General features: G+C 46.0%; 11 protein-coding genes. 3 read left to right on the forward strand and 8 right to left on the reverse strand.

Features of this window, described 5'->3' with window-relative positions:
• Window positions 1-75 precede the first annotated feature (75 nt).
• The 8 genes from HQ865_RS06795 to HQ865_RS06830 all read right to left on the reverse strand — a co-directional run bounded on the left by HQ865_RS06795 (window position 76) and on the right by HQ865_RS06830 (window position 9846).
• Window positions 76-2457, reverse strand: coding sequence for a M56 family metallopeptidase (locus HQ865_RS06795; protein WP_173414166.1), 2382 nt, complete (start codon window positions 2455-2457; stop codon window positions 76-78).
• Between the two features lie 12 nt (window positions 2458-2469).
• Entirely contained in the window at window positions 2470-2847 is a 378-nt protein-coding gene (locus HQ865_RS06800; protein ID WP_173414167.1) for a BlaI/MecI/CopY family transcriptional regulator, read from the reverse strand.
• A gap of 414 nt (window positions 2848-3261) precedes the next feature.
• Window positions 3262-4188 carry an IS982 family transposase gene (locus HQ865_RS06805; protein WP_173414168.1) on the reverse strand — a complete coding sequence of 309 codons (927 nt, stop codon included), beginning with the start codon at window positions 4186-4188 and terminating at the stop codon, window positions 3262-3264.
• A 257-nt stretch (window positions 4189-4445) separates the two neighbouring features.
• Window positions 4446-5342, reverse strand: coding sequence for a type IX secretion system protein PorD (gene porD, locus HQ865_RS06810; RefSeq protein WP_173414169.1), 897 nt, complete (start codon window positions 5340-5342; stop codon window positions 4446-4448).
• Window positions 5339-6538, reverse strand: a complete 1200-nt coding sequence (gene coaBC / locus HQ865_RS06815; RefSeq protein ID WP_173414170.1) for a bifunctional phosphopantothenoylcysteine decarboxylase/phosphopantothenate--cysteine ligase CoaBC — start codon at window positions 6536-6538, stop codon at window positions 5339-5341. Before coaBC ends, porD begins: the two co-directional genes overlap by 4 nt.
• 513 nt (window positions 6539-7051) lie before the next feature.
• On the reverse strand, window positions 7052-7771 hold the full coding sequence (locus tag HQ865_RS06820) for a hypothetical protein (protein ID WP_173414171.1): 720 nt from the start codon (window positions 7769-7771) through the stop codon (window positions 7052-7054).
• A gap of 222 nt (window positions 7772-7993) precedes the next feature.
• Window positions 7994-9151 (reverse strand): molecular chaperone DnaJ, encoded by a 1158-nt coding sequence (gene dnaJ, locus HQ865_RS06825; protein ID WP_173414172.1) that lies wholly within the window; start codon window positions 9149-9151, stop codon window positions 7994-7996.
• A gap of 98 nt (window positions 9152-9249) precedes the next feature.
• The gene (locus HQ865_RS06830; RefSeq protein WP_237073761.1) at window positions 9250-9846 is read right to left on the reverse strand and encodes a nucleotide exchange factor GrpE; all 597 of its coding nucleotides are present in this window, start codon (window positions 9844-9846) and stop codon (window positions 9250-9252) included.
• A gap of 563 nt (window positions 9847-10409) precedes the next feature.
• Here HQ865_RS06830 and HQ865_RS06835 point away from each other — a divergent pair.
• The 3 genes from HQ865_RS06835 to argS all read left to right on the forward strand — a co-directional run bounded on the left by HQ865_RS06835 (window position 10410) and on the right by argS (window position 16298).
• Window positions 10410-12650, forward strand: a complete 2241-nt coding sequence (locus HQ865_RS06835) for a PAS domain-containing sensor histidine kinase (protein WP_173414173.1) — start codon at window positions 10410-10412, stop codon at window positions 12648-12650.
• 139 nt (window positions 12651-12789) lie between these two features.
• A complete protein-coding gene (locus HQ865_RS06840; protein ID WP_173412997.1) occupies window positions 12790-14325 on the forward strand; it encodes an IS1182 family transposase in 1536 nt (511 codons plus the stop codon).
• A 206-nt stretch (window positions 14326-14531) separates the two neighbouring features.
• The gene (argS, locus tag HQ865_RS06845; protein ID WP_173414174.1) at window positions 14532-16298 is read left to right on the forward strand and encodes an arginine--tRNA ligase; all 1767 of its coding nucleotides are present in this window, start codon (window positions 14532-14534) and stop codon (window positions 16296-16298) included.
• Window positions 16299-16479 lie beyond the last annotated feature (181 nt).

Raw genomic sequence — 16479 nt, forward strand, 5'->3', positions numbered from 1 at the left:
ATTCAGACAAAAAGCCGGCTACACAATTAATGCAGCCGGCACAATTTAACTGATCGATGCTAAATTAAAAAGGTATTATTTGCCCGGTTTGCTTTTTGCAGGTTCGGGTGCTTTAACTTCTTCAACAACAGGCTTAGGGCTTTTTACAATTACTGTGCTGGGTTTCACTATGGGGGCAACCTCAATAGCTTTGCCTGGCGCGTTACCTGGTTTTTCAACAACGGCAGCTACGCTTTCGGTTGCAGGGAGTACTTTAGCTTCTATTATCGCGGCTGTTGCCGGTTTGGTTGGCCTTGTGGCACGTTCGCGAACACGACTGGTATCAGCAGCACGGGTTTTTGTCGGGCGTTCGGCCCTTGCAGGGGCAACGCGGCGTTCGCGAATACGGCCAGTATCGGTTGAACGGGCTTTAGTTGAACGCTCAACAACTCTCGATGGCATTACACGGCGTTCGCGGATGCGGCCGGTATCTCCCGAAGCGCGCTCAGCCCTTGCGCGGGTTTCGGCAATTTCCGCACGCACACGCTCCTTAACATCGCGGTTAGTATTTTCAATCTCAGCTTCTATTTTTCTGCGGTAATCGGGGCTGTTGCGGTATTCGCGCATTTCTTTTTCCAGCTTTTTCATTTCCTCTTTTTCACGCATAATGTCCGGATTTTTTTGGTACTCGCGCATCGTTTCACCCATTTTGCGCATGGCTTCCTGCTGCTCTTTCATCATCGGGTTTTGATAGTAGTGGCGCATGCTGTCGCCATAGGCCCGCATCTCGTCCTGCATCTTTTTAAATTCAGGGCCCTGGTAGTAACCGCGCATTTGTTCCGATATTTTTCTGGCCAGTTCGGCTTGCTCCTTCACTACCGAACTATTGGTATAATCCTTGAATTTTCCGGCAAGGGCTTTAAATTCGGCCTCTTGTTTTTTGTATTCGGCTGTTCCGGGTTTTGCGGTAGCAAACAGTTGGGCCTGCTTCTCGTATTGCTTTTGTATTTTGGCGTATTCAGGGCTGCTGTAATAGGCTTCCATCTTTTTACTGGTAGCCTCTAATTGCTCGTGCAGCTTTTTCATTTCGGGGCTGTCGTTCATTTTTTCAAACTCAAGGCCCTTCTTTTCCATTTGCTCCTGTAGTTCCTTCATTTTGGGGCTATTAAAATAGGCTTCCATTTCGGCACCCTTCTTCTCCATATCCTCCTGCATTTTTTTAAACTCGGGGCTATTGTAGTATTGTTCTAACTTTTGCGCGTGTTTTTCCATTTCGGCGCTTAAAGCTTCCATTTTGGCATCGTTTACATACTCTCCATCTTTAGCTATTTTCATAGCCTGTTTTTTGGATGATGGTTTTGATTTAGCAACCGGCTTTGTAGTTTTTGCCTTTTGTTTGATGACTGTATCTGCCCCAAAGTTGATGGTGTTTAAGGCGTTGGGGATACTTTTTACGGTTATCTTACCATCTTTTATTTTAGGGTTAAACCAGGCGATGCTCGTTAAGCTGCAGGTTAAAAGGGCCAGGGCAATCAGCGCCGGGCGTATATTTACGGTGGATTTTTTAGTTTTCATAATGCGTTCAATACGGTTTAATAAGTGATATTGCTTGCCGGTGGCAGCCAGCGCTAACTGCCAGTCGGCTTGTTTATTCTGTTCTAATTTTAGCAGCGCCTGGGCATAAATAAGCGGACTGCCGGTAGTTTGCACCACCACATCGTCGCAGCAATTTTCGCGTTCGCGGTTGATGATGCGGTTGATAAGGATGCTGAATGGATTAAAGAAAAGTAGTATCCCGATAGCCTGTTGCAACAGGTTTAGCAGGTAATCGTTACGGCGGATGTGGGCCAGTTCGTGCAGCAGGATGGCCTGTATCTCATCGGCGCTTAAATAAGTGCTGATGGTGCAGGGTAGCAGGATAATGGGTTTGATGAAGCCGGTGATGCAAGGCACATCGATATACTGGCTGAACGCCACTTTTACAAAGCGGCTGATATTCATTTTTTTAGCCAGGCTATCAACCTGCTGCTGAAATTCTGAGGCGATGGTTTGCTGTTTGATGCGGTAGATATTATTCCAGGCCAGGCCCATTTTAAGGGTGTTGAACACCAGGCCGGCTATATAAAGCATGGTAAGGTAGGGCATATAACCCGCTATCAGGAACGTGTAATGATCTGCAGGCGGGGCAACCCAACGCTGTGCGGCTTGCGGAAGCAGTACGCTTAATGGCAATGGCGACTGGTAAGTTGTAACTGCCGACCAGGTGTAGTTATTCACCTCGGTAGCCAGCGTATAGATAAACCAGCCCAGCATCAGCGTAAGCGCGCCGAACGCCAGTTTGTACTTAGCGTTTGCCGATAAATTAGGAGCAAACTGCATAATGGCGTGCAGTACCATAAAAATGGTTAAGCCCTGCCACAACGAGTGGATGATGGTGATGCCCAGCACCTGGCTGATATTATAAAACAGGTTTTCCATAACTGTTATATTTTATTTTTTATCCTGATCAAACTGTTGCAGATATTTTTTGATAGCGTCTATCTCCTCGTTACTGGCGCGATGGTTGCCCAGTGCCTGGATCACCAGGTCGGCGGTTGAACCTTCGAACACGGTTGAGATGATCTTATCCAGCGCGTTTTGCTGGGCCTGGCCCTGTGTAACGATAGCTTTGTAGATGTGTGTTTTGGCGGTCGCGTCCCTGTCTACCAAACCCTTGTCATACATAATTTGCATTAGCTTTAGGGTAGTGGTATAGCCGGCATCTTTGGTTTTAGCTAGTTCTTCGTGTACTTCCCTAACGGTGGCTGTGCCCTGTTTCCACAGTACGTTTAAGATCTCCAGTTCGCTATCGGTTGCTTTAATGTTCATGTCGCTTATTTACTATTCTACGAAACTTGTCGTACAAATATCTACGATGATTTTCGTAAATCAAAATAAATTTGAAATTATTTTTACTGATAAGACGCGGCGGGATCAGTTATGTTGCAGGGATGTAGGAAATATTACATGCCACCCCTCGGGGGGGCCTATTATACTTCGGTGTATGATTCTATTAACATGTCGTCCCTCCGGGCAATGTCATTATTTAAGAGATTTCGATACTCCGTAGGAGTAAAATATTGGTAGAAAAATGCCCCAATAGATTTCTGAGTGCCGTAGGTACTCTATATTTTTTATATTCAACACCTACGGCGTTGCTTTATTTTCCGATCCGTTTTCTACCAATATTTAACCTCTACGAGGTTGTTAGGCCCTTAAGTTAACGTGAGTTCGATATAAGCATTAGAGCGAAAGTTGCAGTGATTTTGAATGATCAAATTCAAAATGAGTTTTGATGGATGGTTTCTTAGGGAGGAAACTGTAAGCGGCAATTCCGCTGTATAGGTTAATAATAAAGCCTGATATAGACCGGTGCCTGGAATGTTCTATCTGACAAATATTTTTCAAAGCATCATTTACGCATTCGACCACGCTCCGTTTTCTAAGCATGATTTTATCAGAGATGCTCATCAATTTGTTTTTCATATTGCGTTTGATCTTAGTAATGAGTTGCACACCACTATGAAAAAGATGCTCGAAAACAGACTGTTTTACCAAATATCCCTTATCACCATATAACTTGCCAAATAGTTTCTTGCAAAGTGTAAGCAGCAGGTCGGTATTATTGTCGGATACGCTGCCCTGGGTGAGTTGGAATGCAATTATTTCACCCATGTCATTGATTACTAAGTGTAATTTAAATCCATAAAACCAGCCCATCGTAGAGTAGCCGCGTGAAGCGGCCCCGCTGAAAACTTTATTCTGATGTATCCGCTCTTTCGCACAAACCTCTAATCTTGTAGAATCTATAAAAGAAATACCTGTGCAGTTGCCAAGGCTATGGGCGCTGACAAACATCAACATGGGCAAGGCGTATTTCTGCTGTAATTCCACAAAACGGTTATAAGAAACCAGGTGTGGGAACTCCCGGCATAGATGAACGCAGACATAGTCCAAATAGAAGTGTTTTAACGTTCTGTAATCGGATAGATGGAAACAGATCAGGATGGTTATTACTTCACTCTGAGAAAGTCCGCAAGGTTTGTTACGGGTCTTTAATGTTGTATCGCTATCAAGCTTAATCATACAATCATCAATGTGTTGATTAAAATAATGGCAATATTCATCGGCCAGAAAGAAAATTTCGGTAATTTTATCAAGAGTAAGCATAGATTGTTTCTTTAAATTCGACACTTAAATATAACAAAATATGCTTACTTATTTGATTATCAGATAGATATATCATTAAATAAATCCCGCCTCTTATATCGAACTCACGTTAACTTAATGACATTGCCCATGGGGACTTGTTTGGAGTTGAGCGCCAGGGGCGCGATATGTTAATAGCATAACGCTAACACTCAATTAAGAGCTTCGGCGGAGCGAAATGTTTTACAAGAGATATTTATGCTTGATTTCGAGCAAAATCAGTTATGTTGCAGCACGGCGTATTTATTTCCGTTGGCCGGGTCGGCCTTGGTGAGGATATTCATGGCCTGGTTCTTCTGCTGCAGGTCGGCCCGGGTGAAGATGCCCACCAACTCATCGCTTTTGGCGGTGAAGAATACGGTAGGTAGCATGGCGCCAACACGCTGACGATCTAACTGGGTAAGTACAGGGAGTATGCCGGCAATAACTTTGCGGCCTTTGGCGGCGTTATCGGCCATCAGGTCAAGGCCGTTGCGGTGGTAATCGTACACAAAGCCGCGCAGGTTGCTGTAAACCCGGTTATTCAAGTTTTCGGCCAGCCAGTAGCGGTTCAGGTTGCTGTCGAATGCCTTCCAGCCCTTATAGCTGCTGGCCTGGGCGTTGTTAACGATATTTTGCGCGGCTGCGAAGTAGGGGGTACCTCCAAGTTTCGAAAAGCTGTCGTAATCCATCCCTACTATCATGTAGGCATAAAAAGCCATCACGGCACTCAGGTTGTTTTGAAAACTTTGGTCGGTATAGTCGATGGTTTGGCCCTCGGTATAGGTAAAATCAAAATCGCGGTCGTTAACATTCAGTAGGGTAGTGGTGTACGACGCGTTGTAAACCGGCCGCTGTGATTGCACCTGCAATTCGGCACTAAAGGCGCTGTTGCCATCCCACGATATGATATTAAAGGTAAAGCTGCAATCAATGCGTTCCTGCGACAGGATATCGTCGGCAGCCCATTTGCGCCCGTTCAGGAAATCCTTCATGGCCGTTTCAAGCGATTGGAATACACGCTTGTTACTGGTTTGTATTTTAGGGGTAAGCACCTGCACGCGGGCGTTAAGGTCCTGCGCGTTCACGGTAAATCCGCAACAAAATAAAATAATGTACAGTGCCAGTTTTTTCATGCAGTTAACAGTGCGGTTACTTTATTACAAATATCAATGGCCGCGTCGTCCTTGCTTTTTAAATCGTATACGGTTTTTTGCAGGTCGCGGTCTATAATGGTGATCTTATTGGTATCGGTACGGAAACCCGCGCCCTTATCGTTAAGCGAATTTAATACAATAAAATCAAGATTTTTGCTTTGCAGCTTACCGATGGCGTTTTGCTCCTCGTCGTTAGTCTCCAGCGCGAAGCCGGCCAATACCTGCCCGGGTTGTTTCATGCCGCCCAGTGTTTTTAAAATATCTGTGGTTTTCTTTAGTTCGATATTGAAGCCGGCATCTTGCTTCTTTATTTTTTGCGATGCCACGGTTACCGGGGTGTAATCGGCTACAGCTGCGCTCATTACACAGGCATTGGTATTTGGGAAATTTGCTGTACAGGCCTCCAGCATCTCGGCGGCCGAGGTAACATCGATGCGTTTAATGCCCATTCCGCTTTTTAAAGCCGTTGGGCCGGTAACCAATGTAACATCAGCCCCCAACTTAACCAATTGGGCGGCAATGGCAAACCCCATTTTACCCGATGAATGGTTGCCGATGAAGCGTACCGGATCGATAGCCTCGTAAGTGGGGCCGGCGGTAACCAGTACTTTCTTATGATTTAGTGGCAGTTTTTTTTTTATTTCGGTGGACAGGAAGTCGACAATCTCCTCCGGCTCTGACATGCGGCCTTCGCCGCTTAAGCCGCTGGCCAGTTCGCCGCTGCCGGGAGGGATGAGGGTATTGCCATATTTTACCAGTTTAGCTACGTTGGTCTGTGTAGATTCATGCTTCCACATGTCCAGATCCATTGCGGGCGCAAAGTAAACCGGGCATTTGGCCGATAGGTAAACGGCCATTAGCAAATTATCGCACAAACCGGTAGCCATTTTTGCCATGGTATTGGCGCTGGCGGGGGCTATCAGCATCAGGTCGCCCCAAAGCCCTAACTCCACATGGTTGTTCCATTCGCCGGTGTCATTCTTGTAATAATCGACCAGAACGGGCTTTTTTGAAAGTGTGGAAAGTGTAAGCGGAGTGATAAAGCCGGTAGCATCCTTAGTCATTACCACCTGCACCTGCGCGCCGGCCTTTACCAGCAGGCGCACCAGCGTAGCCGATTTATACCCTGCTATACTGCCACAAACCCCAAGAATAATCTTTTTACCTTCCAGCATATGGCAAAAGTATGTTTTTATTAGTAAAGATGGAGTGGTCTGCAATAGTCATCATGATAAATTGAATCTAACGTGTTTGGGCTAAAGCCCTGCTTGTGTTTGCACTTAACCGTTGGCTAAAGCCAACGGCAATGAACCGGGCATTTGAAATTCATTGCCGTGTTTGGGCTAAAGCCCTGCTTGTGTTTGCACTTAACCGTTGGCTAAAGCCAACGGCAATGAACCGGGCATGTGAAATTCATTGCCGTGTTTGGGCTAAAGCCCTGCTTATGTTTGCGCTTAACCATTGGCTAAAGCCAACGGTAATGAACCGTGCAATGTGAAATTCATTGCCGTGTTTGGGCTAAAGCCCTGTTTGTGTTTGCGCTTAACCGTTGGCTAAAGCCAACGGCAATGAACCGGGCATGTAAAATTCATTGCCGTCCCATTTATGGGACGGAATATGAGACGATAAAAGTGGCTTTAGCCAAACCAATGACCAATGACCAATGACCAATGACCAATGACCAATGACTATTTCCCCGGCGCTGCCAACTTCACAGGCACCCTTTTCTCAGGCGGTAGCTTCATATACTCCTTGTAGCACTTATCTAAATAGGCCAGCAGGTTAAAATCATTAGCTGTATACACTTTTGCACCTGGCGTATATCGCGTAATAAAACCTTCTATTTCAACCGGGGGCAGGGGTAGGTATTTGGCCAGGTTCTTCGCGGTGAATACTTTGAGGATCTGCTGGTTCACTTCCTCCTCCGCCTGTTTTTGCGCCAGCTTTTGGCGTTTGTGTTCAGCCCCTTTAGATGACCATATCCTGAATGCCACACCGCCTTTATAAGATCCATCAGCATTGCGCTGGTAGATGGTGGTTTGATTATGAAAAGCAGGGTCAGACCAACCGCTCCCGGTATTTACTTCGGGCGTAGAGATATCCACCTGGTTCAGCATATTGGTTTTAGGTTCAAGAAATACCTCTTCCATTTTTAGGTTGGTCACCAGCAATGTATCGTTAAGATAGCCATAGCCGGTGAACACCAGCAGGTCGTTAAGCTTCGCCTTCAGGCTGAATTTGCCTTTTACATCGGTAATGGCGCTTTCCTTATTACTAAGGTTGCGTATAAAAATGCCCTGTAGGGTAACGCGGGTATGATTTTCGAACACGGTAGCCTTAATAGTTTGCGCGCGGGTATCCACGAAAAACATGCAGCACAGCAGTGATAGAATGGTATAACGGAGCATGTTTAAAGATAAGATGAAAAAAGCCGGGTTGAAAACTGATAAACGTGAAAGAGGCCATAATGGGTATATTATGGCCTCTTTTTAACAATTATTAACAGATTGGCCACCTCGCAATGGCGTGGTGGATATGTTTAGTTTTAAGACTTCTATACCCCTGTTTCCGCAAAGCCGAGAGAGGGTGCCCGGGCGAAGCCACGGGCGGGTGAGCCTACAGATTATATCTTAATCAAAATACTCCTTCATCCGTTCAAAGAAACTCTTCTCGTTCTTACCCGGGTTGGGTTTAAAGTTTGGCGAATCCTGTAGTTTTTCCAGTATTTCACGCTCTTCGCGGTTAAGGGCCTTTGGTGTCCAGATGTTGATATGCACCAACTGGTCGCCGCGGTGGTACGAGTTTACTTCGGGTACACCTTTACTCTTCAGGCGCAGGATGCGGCCGCCTTGCGTGCCTGCCTCTATCTTTATCTTCGCTTTTCCCTCGATGGTTGGTACTTCAACGCTGGTGCCTAAGGCGGCATCAATAAAGCTGATGTGCATATCATAGATCACGTTATTGCCATCGCGCTTCAGCGTCTCGTGCGGAACTTCCTCCACCAGAATGATCAGGTCGCCCGGAACACCGCCGCGTGGGGCAGCGTTACCTTTGCCGCTCATGCTTAGCTGCATGCCTTCGCTTACGCCGGCAGGGATGTTGATGGTGATGGTCTCTTCGCCGCGTACTACGCCATCGCCATGGCAAACGTTACATTTTGATGTGATTTGCGTGCCTTCGCCGTTACAGGTAGGGCAGGTGCTGGTGGTTTGCATCTGGCCCAAAATGGTATTGGTTACCCTGCGCACCGCGCCGCTGCCGCCGCAGGTTTTACAGGTTTGGAACGATGATTTATCTTTAGCGCCGCTGCCGTCGCAGGTTTTACAGATGATCTGCTTGTTTACTTTGATCTTCTTTTCGGCACCGTTGGCAATCTCTTCAAGGGTTAGGCGCACCTTAATACGCAGGTTGCTGCCACGGGCTACCCTGCGGCCACCGCCTTGTCGACCGCCGCCACCGAAGAATCCCTCGAACGGACTACCGCCGCCAAAAATATCGCCAAACTGGCTGAATATGTCGTTCATATCCATACCGCCGCCGTAACCGCCGCCACTGGCCGAGCCGGCATTGGCCGCGTGGCCAAACTGATCGTACCGCTGGCGTTTTTCGGGGTTGCTTAATACCTCGTAGGCTTCGGCCGCTTCCTTAAAGCTTTCCTCGGCCTGTTTATCGCCCGGGTTTTTATCGGGGTGATATTTAATGGCCATTTTGCGATATGCCTTTTTAATATCATCGGCCGAGGCGCCTTTTGCTACGCCCAATACATCATAATAATCTCTTTTTGACATCTTATTCTATATGTTCTAAGTTAATTAAGTTAGATTGAGTTGATCGGGTTTAAGCAATGCAACTAATCTCTAATCAACTAATCTCTAATTAACTAACCTCACGCCCCTACTACCACTTTTGCAAAACGTACTACCTTGTCGTTAAGGTAATAACCTTTTTCCAGTTCATCAACCACCTTGCCCTTCAAATCATCGGTTGGGGCTGGGATGCTGGTGATAGCCTCATGAATATCAGCATCAAAAGTGGTACCTTTGGCTTCCATTTCTTTCAGGCCTTTTTGCGTCAGTATATTTTTAAGTTTGTTTTGAATTAAAGCTACGCCTTCTTTTACAGCGTTAACATCGGTAGCATTTTGCATGGCCTTTTCAGCACGTTCAAAATCGTCCAGAACAGGCAGCAGGGCAACAATGGCTTCCTTGCCGGCTTCCTTGCGCTCGTCGGCACGTTCTTGTCGCGTGCGGCGGCGGAAGTTATCAAACTCGGCATAAAGGCGCAGGTATTTATCGTTAGCCTGGGCAACTTCTTCCTTTAGTTTATCTTCGGCGGTAGGGCCATCTTTTACTTCGTGTGTGGCAGCCGTTTCTTCTGCCGTTTCTTCATTATTTAAAGTTTCTTCTGCTGACAGTTCGTCGTGCAGTTCTGTATGCTCCATATCTTCCTTCTTCTTTTTCTTCAACATGTGTTTAAATATCATTTGCAGGTAGTGCAAAACAAGTATCCTGCCATTTAGCGCTTTCCGACAAGCTGTCAGTGCATTTTTATTTTATTGGGGCGATGGCAGGCTTGGGTGTCAGCATTTTTTAGATGGGTTACCGAGTAGTCCCCTCTTTCCGCACAGCGGAGAGAGGGTGGTCGGGCGAAGCCATGACCGGGTGAGTCTTCACAACTGCGGCATTATCAAACTGCATTTTATTAAACTTCATTCAATGTCAGTCTATACAGCTATGGATTTGAAACCCATGGCTATTATTTCAAAATTTTCGATTCTGTCCCGAGCAATTTATTTATCCCAATTAAGGATAACCCGCGGAAAACTTCCTGGCACATAAAGCGCACGGTTATAGCTATTTGACAACTTTTGGTTGTATTAACGTAATAATTAGTTTTAATTTGAACGATAATTTTGTTTGTAAATAGTAGCAAAAGGTGCTAACTTGTGATGTAAGAGATTTTGTATACCTAATTTGTACTGTTTTGTTGTTTGCTAACTCACCTAAACCAGACTTGTATAATCGATTTGACAATACGCTTTTTAAAATGCTGATCGATCAGATTGAAGACTACGCTATTTTTATGCTCGACCCTAACGGCTACATCCAAAGCTGGAACAAAGGGGCCGAAAATATAAAAGGCTACACTGCCGACGAGATCATCGGCCAGCATATCTCTGTTTTTTATACCGAAAAGGATAGACGGGAAAACATGCCCGGCAAAATACTGAGCGAAGCCCTGCGCAATAATATTTATAAAACCGAGGGCTGGCGCGTGAAAAAGGATGGCTCGGTATTTTGGGCCCATGTAGTTTTAACCACTGTTTACGACGATCATGGCCGCCTGGCAGGTTTTGCCAAAGTTACACGCGACATTACCGAACTTAAGAAAAGCGAAGACCAGAAAATACTGATAAATGCCGAGCTGGAACGCCTGGTGAAGATAAACACCGACGAGATCATCAGCAAAGAACGCCGTTTCAGGAAACTGATAGAGAACAGTTACGATGGCATATCGCTGCTCGATCGCAACCTGCAGGTGTTTTACCGCAGCCGCTCGGCCGAACGGATAAACGGGTGGAACGATGTAGAACGGGCTGTACAGCCTTACGAATCGCTGGTACATCCTGATGACCTACCACAGGTGGTTGCCACATTGAATGATGTACTTGAGCATCCAAATAAACCCATGCTCAGCACTTATCGCACGCAACATAAAAAGGGGCATTATATATGGATAGAGTGCCTGCTGAATAACCGGCTGGACGATCCGGATATTGGTGCCGTGGTATGTAATTTTAAGGATGTAACCGACCGTGTAGTAGCCGAGGAGCAGTTGCGGGAGAAGAATAAACAAATAGAAAACATACTGGACAGCATAACCGATGGCTTTATAACATTAGACAAAAACTTTAACTATACCTATGCCAACCGGCGTTTAGGCGAGATGCTTGGGCTCGATTCGCAATGGCTTATCGGCCGTAACGTATGGGAAACATTCCCCGATGTAGTTGGATCAAGCACTTATAAAGCATTTTATAAAGCAATGGAAACCGGACAATACGTTTGGAACGAGGATTATTACGCACCCTTAAATTTTTGGGAGGAAAGCCACATTTATCCTACCCCACAGGGGCTGTCGGTTTTTATACGTGATATTACCGAACGCAAGCTGGCCGAAGCTTCTTTGCTGCAATCGGAATCGAACCTGCGGTCGGTGTTCGAGAATAGCGAGCATGCTATTATTTTGTTTGATATACAGGGTATTGTAGTTTCGTTTAACCATAATGCCAGCGAGTTGGCGGCATTGCATTTTCATAAAGAGTTGAAGGCCGGCCTGTCGGCTTTTTATTACAGCTCGCCCGAAAGGAAAGACGATGTGCTGAAAATGATAGAAAGTTTGAAGGAAAAATCGTCTATCACATACGAAGTATCCTATCCGTTGCCCCATAACCAAACGGTTTGGTACGAGGTGAGGTGGGTAAGCGTGCTAAATAACGAGAAGCAGCCGTCGGGCATTATCCTTACCCTTAAAAATATCACCGAGAAAAAAATGGCCGACCTTGAGCGCGACCGCATGACCGCCGACCTGATACAGCGTAATAAAGATCTGGAACAGTTTACCTATATCATATCGCACAACCTGCGCGCACCGGTGGCCAATATTATGGGCCTGGCGGATATTATGCAGTTGAACGGTGTTGATGGCGACAGCGAGAACGGGCAGGCATTGGACGCGCTTACTGAATCGGTTGGTAATTTAGATAAGGTGATCATCGATCTGAACAATATCCTGCAGGTAAATAATGCCGCTAACGAAACGCTGGAAATGGTTTCGCTGCCGCGATTGGTAGACGAGGTGAAAACGGCTATTGCCGACCTGGTGGTAAAGAACCGGGCAAAGATCAGCTGCGATTTTAGCGGGATAAGCGAAATGATGAGCTTAAAGGGTTATATGTATAGCATCTTCCAAAACCTTATTGTAAACAGCATTAAGTATAAACGGGCAGGGGCCGATCCGCTTATCGGCATCAGTACCAGGCTTGATGGCAGCAAGGCCTGCATTTGTTTTAAAGACAATGGCCGCGGTATCGACCTTTTGCGGTATGGCCGGCACCTGTTTGGCCTGTACAAACGCTTTGATGTAAGTGTGGAGGGGAAAGGTATGGGCTTGTTTATGGTTAAAATGCAGGTAGAACGCTTAGGCGGCAAAATAAAAGTAAAAAGCAACCTTGATGAGGGCACCGAATTTATTCTCGAGTTTCCGCTGAAGCCGGTGCAGGGGTAGAGTAAACCGGTAGAGGCTGTATCATAAATCATGGTATGGCCTCTTTTTTATTTGTGCATAATTTATTGGAATAAAGAGGGGTATTTATTTGATATAATAATCTGATTTTCATATATTTATGTATCGAAAGTAGCGTAGTATGTCCTCTAAAAGACCTGTATTCAAGCCCTACCAGCAACGGCAGTTGATGGCTATTCCTCCGACACTTGACGAATTAGTTCCGGCATCGCACCCGGTGCGTGTAGTTAACGATGTGATCGACAGGCTCTATCTGGAACCATTGCTGAAAGCTTATCATATCCGCGGGAGTTCAAGCTATCACCCGCAAATGTTGTTAAAGGTGCTGGTATATGGGTATGTAACCAACACCTACTCCAGCCGAAAGCTGGCAGCAGCCTGCCGGGAAAGCGTTTACCTGATGTGGCTGAGTTCGATGAACTATCCTGATCATAATACGATCAACCGTTTCCGGGGCGTACGTTTGAAGCATGCGCTGCGTGATGTGTTCGAAGATGTGGTGAAACTTTTGGCAGAGGAAGGCCTGCTCAGTATTGAAGAAGTGAATACGGACGGGACAAAGATAGAGGCGAATGCAAACCGGTATACCTTTGTCTGGAAGAAAGCGATTCAGACCAATAAGGAAAAGATGAAAAAGCAGCTGTCAGAGATATGGGACTATGCCCAAAGCGTAGCAAAAGAAGAAGACAGGCTGCCTGATCCGCCTGACTTTACTGTTATTGACAGTGAAAAGGTCAATGCCGCAGTAGATAAACTCAATGAGAAGCTTTCCTCGCGTGAGGATGTTTCCAAACAGGTCAAAAGCAAGCTGCGGTATATCAGCAAACATTACCCGCAGGCCATTGCCCGCTATGAGCAGCAGGAAGCTCTGCTGGGTGAACGCAACAGCTATTCCAAGACCGATACGGATGCCACATTCATGCGGATGAAGGAAGACCACATGAAAAACGGCCAGTTAAAACCGGGGTATAATGTTCAGATATCCACATCCAACCAGTTCATTGTCAATTACACCATTCACTCCAACACCACAGACACCAATACATTAAGTGCTCATTTAGCGCAGCATGAAGTCAGCTTTGGCAAAGCACCGCAAGTGCTTACAGCCGATGCCGGATATGGCTCCGAGGAGAACTACACGCGGTTGGAACAAAAAGGAACAATCGCCTTTGTAAAGTATGGGATGTTCGATAAGGAACAAAATGAGAATCACAACAACAAGCACCCTTTTGCAGCAAATAAGCTTTTTTACAACCAGGAGAAAGATTGTTACATCTGCCCGATGGGCCAGCAAATGAATTTCATCGGAACAAGTAAAAGAAAAACAAGCACGGAGTTTGAACAAACGGTAAAAAGATACCAGGCAGTTAACTGCGCTAACTGTCCGCTGAACGGTATTTGCCATAAATCAAAAGGGAATCGGATCATTGAAATCAATGAAAACCTGAACCGCCTGAAACAAAAGGCGCACGAGCTGTTAAACAGTGAAGAAGGCATACAACGGCGAAAGAAACGCTGCTTTGATGTAGAACCTGTATTTGGTAATATTAAGCAGAACCATGGCTTTAAACGGTTTATGCTCCGCGGCAAGGAAAAAGTAGAAATAGAATGGGGTTTAGTTGCAATCGCACAAAATCTAAGGAAAAAAGCGGCTTAAATGAGTCGTTTTACCACTCAGGTTCGCCCAAGAAAGCTACCCCCTCCCCCTCAAAAAATTCCATAGAAACTCAATACCAAATTCAGCTATTAGGCTAAAAAAATAAAGACCGCATCATTTGATTTATGATACGGCCTCTTTCTAATCATGAGCTACAACGCTATCGGCAACTCGGCAGGGACGAAAAAAAATGTTAATTTTGCCCCATGGATTTTATAATCGACGCTACCCTTAAAGCAGTAAAACATTTATACCAGGCCAACCTTAACCCTGCCGACGTGAGTTTGCAGCAAACCCGCAAAGAGTTTGAAGGGCAGGTTACTATAGTTACCTTTCCATATACCAAACTCTCGCGTAAATCGCCCGAGCAAACCGGCACCGAGATAGGCGAATACCTGCAAAGCAACCTGGCCGAAGTATCGGGCTTTAATGTGATCAAGGGTTTCCTTAATTTATCCATAAGCGATGCCTACTGGTTAAACCTGTTTTATAACCACATCCTCCCCGGCGATGGCATCGCCGCCGAACCTAACGGTAAAAAGGTGATGGTAGAATATTCATCGCCAAATACCAATAAACCGCTGCATTTGGGCCACGTGCGTAATAACCTGCTCGGGTATTCGGTAGCATCTATACTGGCTGCCGCCGGTTACGAAGTGGTAAAAACCAACCTGGTGAACGACAGGGGTATCCATATCTGTAAATCGATGCTGGCCTGGCAACTATTCGGTAACGGCGAAACGCCGGAGTCGGCCGGAATGAAAGGCGACCATTTGGTGGGTAAGTACTACGTGGTTTTTGATAAGGAATACAAAAAGCAAATAGACGAGTTAAAGGCGGCAGGACAAACCGAGGAAGAAGCTAAAAAGAACGCTCCACTGATTAAAGAGGCCCAGCAAATGCTGCAAAAGTGGGAAGCTGGCGATAAAGAGGTTATCAGCCTGTGGCAAACCATGAACGGCTGGGTATACGCTGGTTTTGATAAAACCTACAAAGCCCTTGGCGTTGATTTTGATAAATTTTACTACGAAAGCAATACCTACCTGTTAGGTAAAGATATTATAGACGAAGGCCTGGCTGCCGGTGTTTTCTTTAAAAAAGAAGACGGTTCGGTTTGGATAGATCTTACCGCTGATGGCCTTGACCAGAAACTGGTATTGCGGGCCGATGGCACATCGGTATACATTACCCAGGATTTGGGTACCGCCCAATTGAAGTATAACGATTTCCATATGGACGAATCGATATACGTGGTGGGCAACGAGCAGGATTACCATTTCAAGGTACTGTTCCTGATACTGGAAAAACTGGGGAAAAGCTGGGCTAAGGGTTTGTACCACCTGTCGTACGGCATGGTCGACCTGCCATCGGGCAAAATGAAATCGCGCGAGGGCACGGTAGTTGATGCCGACGACCTGATCCGCGAGATGGAGGAAACTGCTAAAGAACATACCGAAGCCTTAGGTAAGGTGGATGGTTTTGAAGATACTGAAAAACTGGAGCTATACCATACTATTGGCATGGGCGCGTTGAAATACTTCCTGCTAAAGGTAGATCCGAAGAAACGCCTGTTGTTTGACCCTAATGAATCAGTAGATTTTCAGGGACATACCGGGCCGTTCATTCAATATACCCACGCGCGTATCCGCTCGGTGATCAGCCGTGCGCCGTTACAATTAGACGATATTGTTCCGCTGACAGGGTTAGACCCGATAGAGCGTGACCTGATCATCACCCTGGGCCAATATCCCGAAACGTTACAGGCCGCTGCCGCGGGGCATAATCCTGCTGTTGTTGCGAATTATGTTTACGAACTGGCCAAAGCGTTCAATAAGTTTTACCACGAGAAATCTATCCTGCAAGCCGAAAGCGATGATTTGAAGCGCTTCCGTTTGCAACTGGCATCGGCATCGGCTAATATCATTAAGGCAGGTATGGGCCTGCTGGGTATAGCTGTGCCGGAGCGGATGTAAGGGCATTGTCTTTTTGGTTTGGGCTAAAGCCTCCTCCCGCTTGCTTTTTACCCGTTGGTTAAAACCAACGGCAATAAATGTTAATCGGGTATGTATGGCCATTCATTGCCGTCCCACTTTATGGGACGGATTTATATGGTAAGTAAAAGGACTTTAGCCACATTTGCTGTGCACAGAAACT

This window comes from Mucilaginibacter mali (assembly GCF_013283875.1).
In the GTDB taxonomy this organism is placed as follows: domain Bacteria; phylum Bacteroidota; class Bacteroidia; order Sphingobacteriales; family Sphingobacteriaceae; genus Mucilaginibacter; species Mucilaginibacter mali.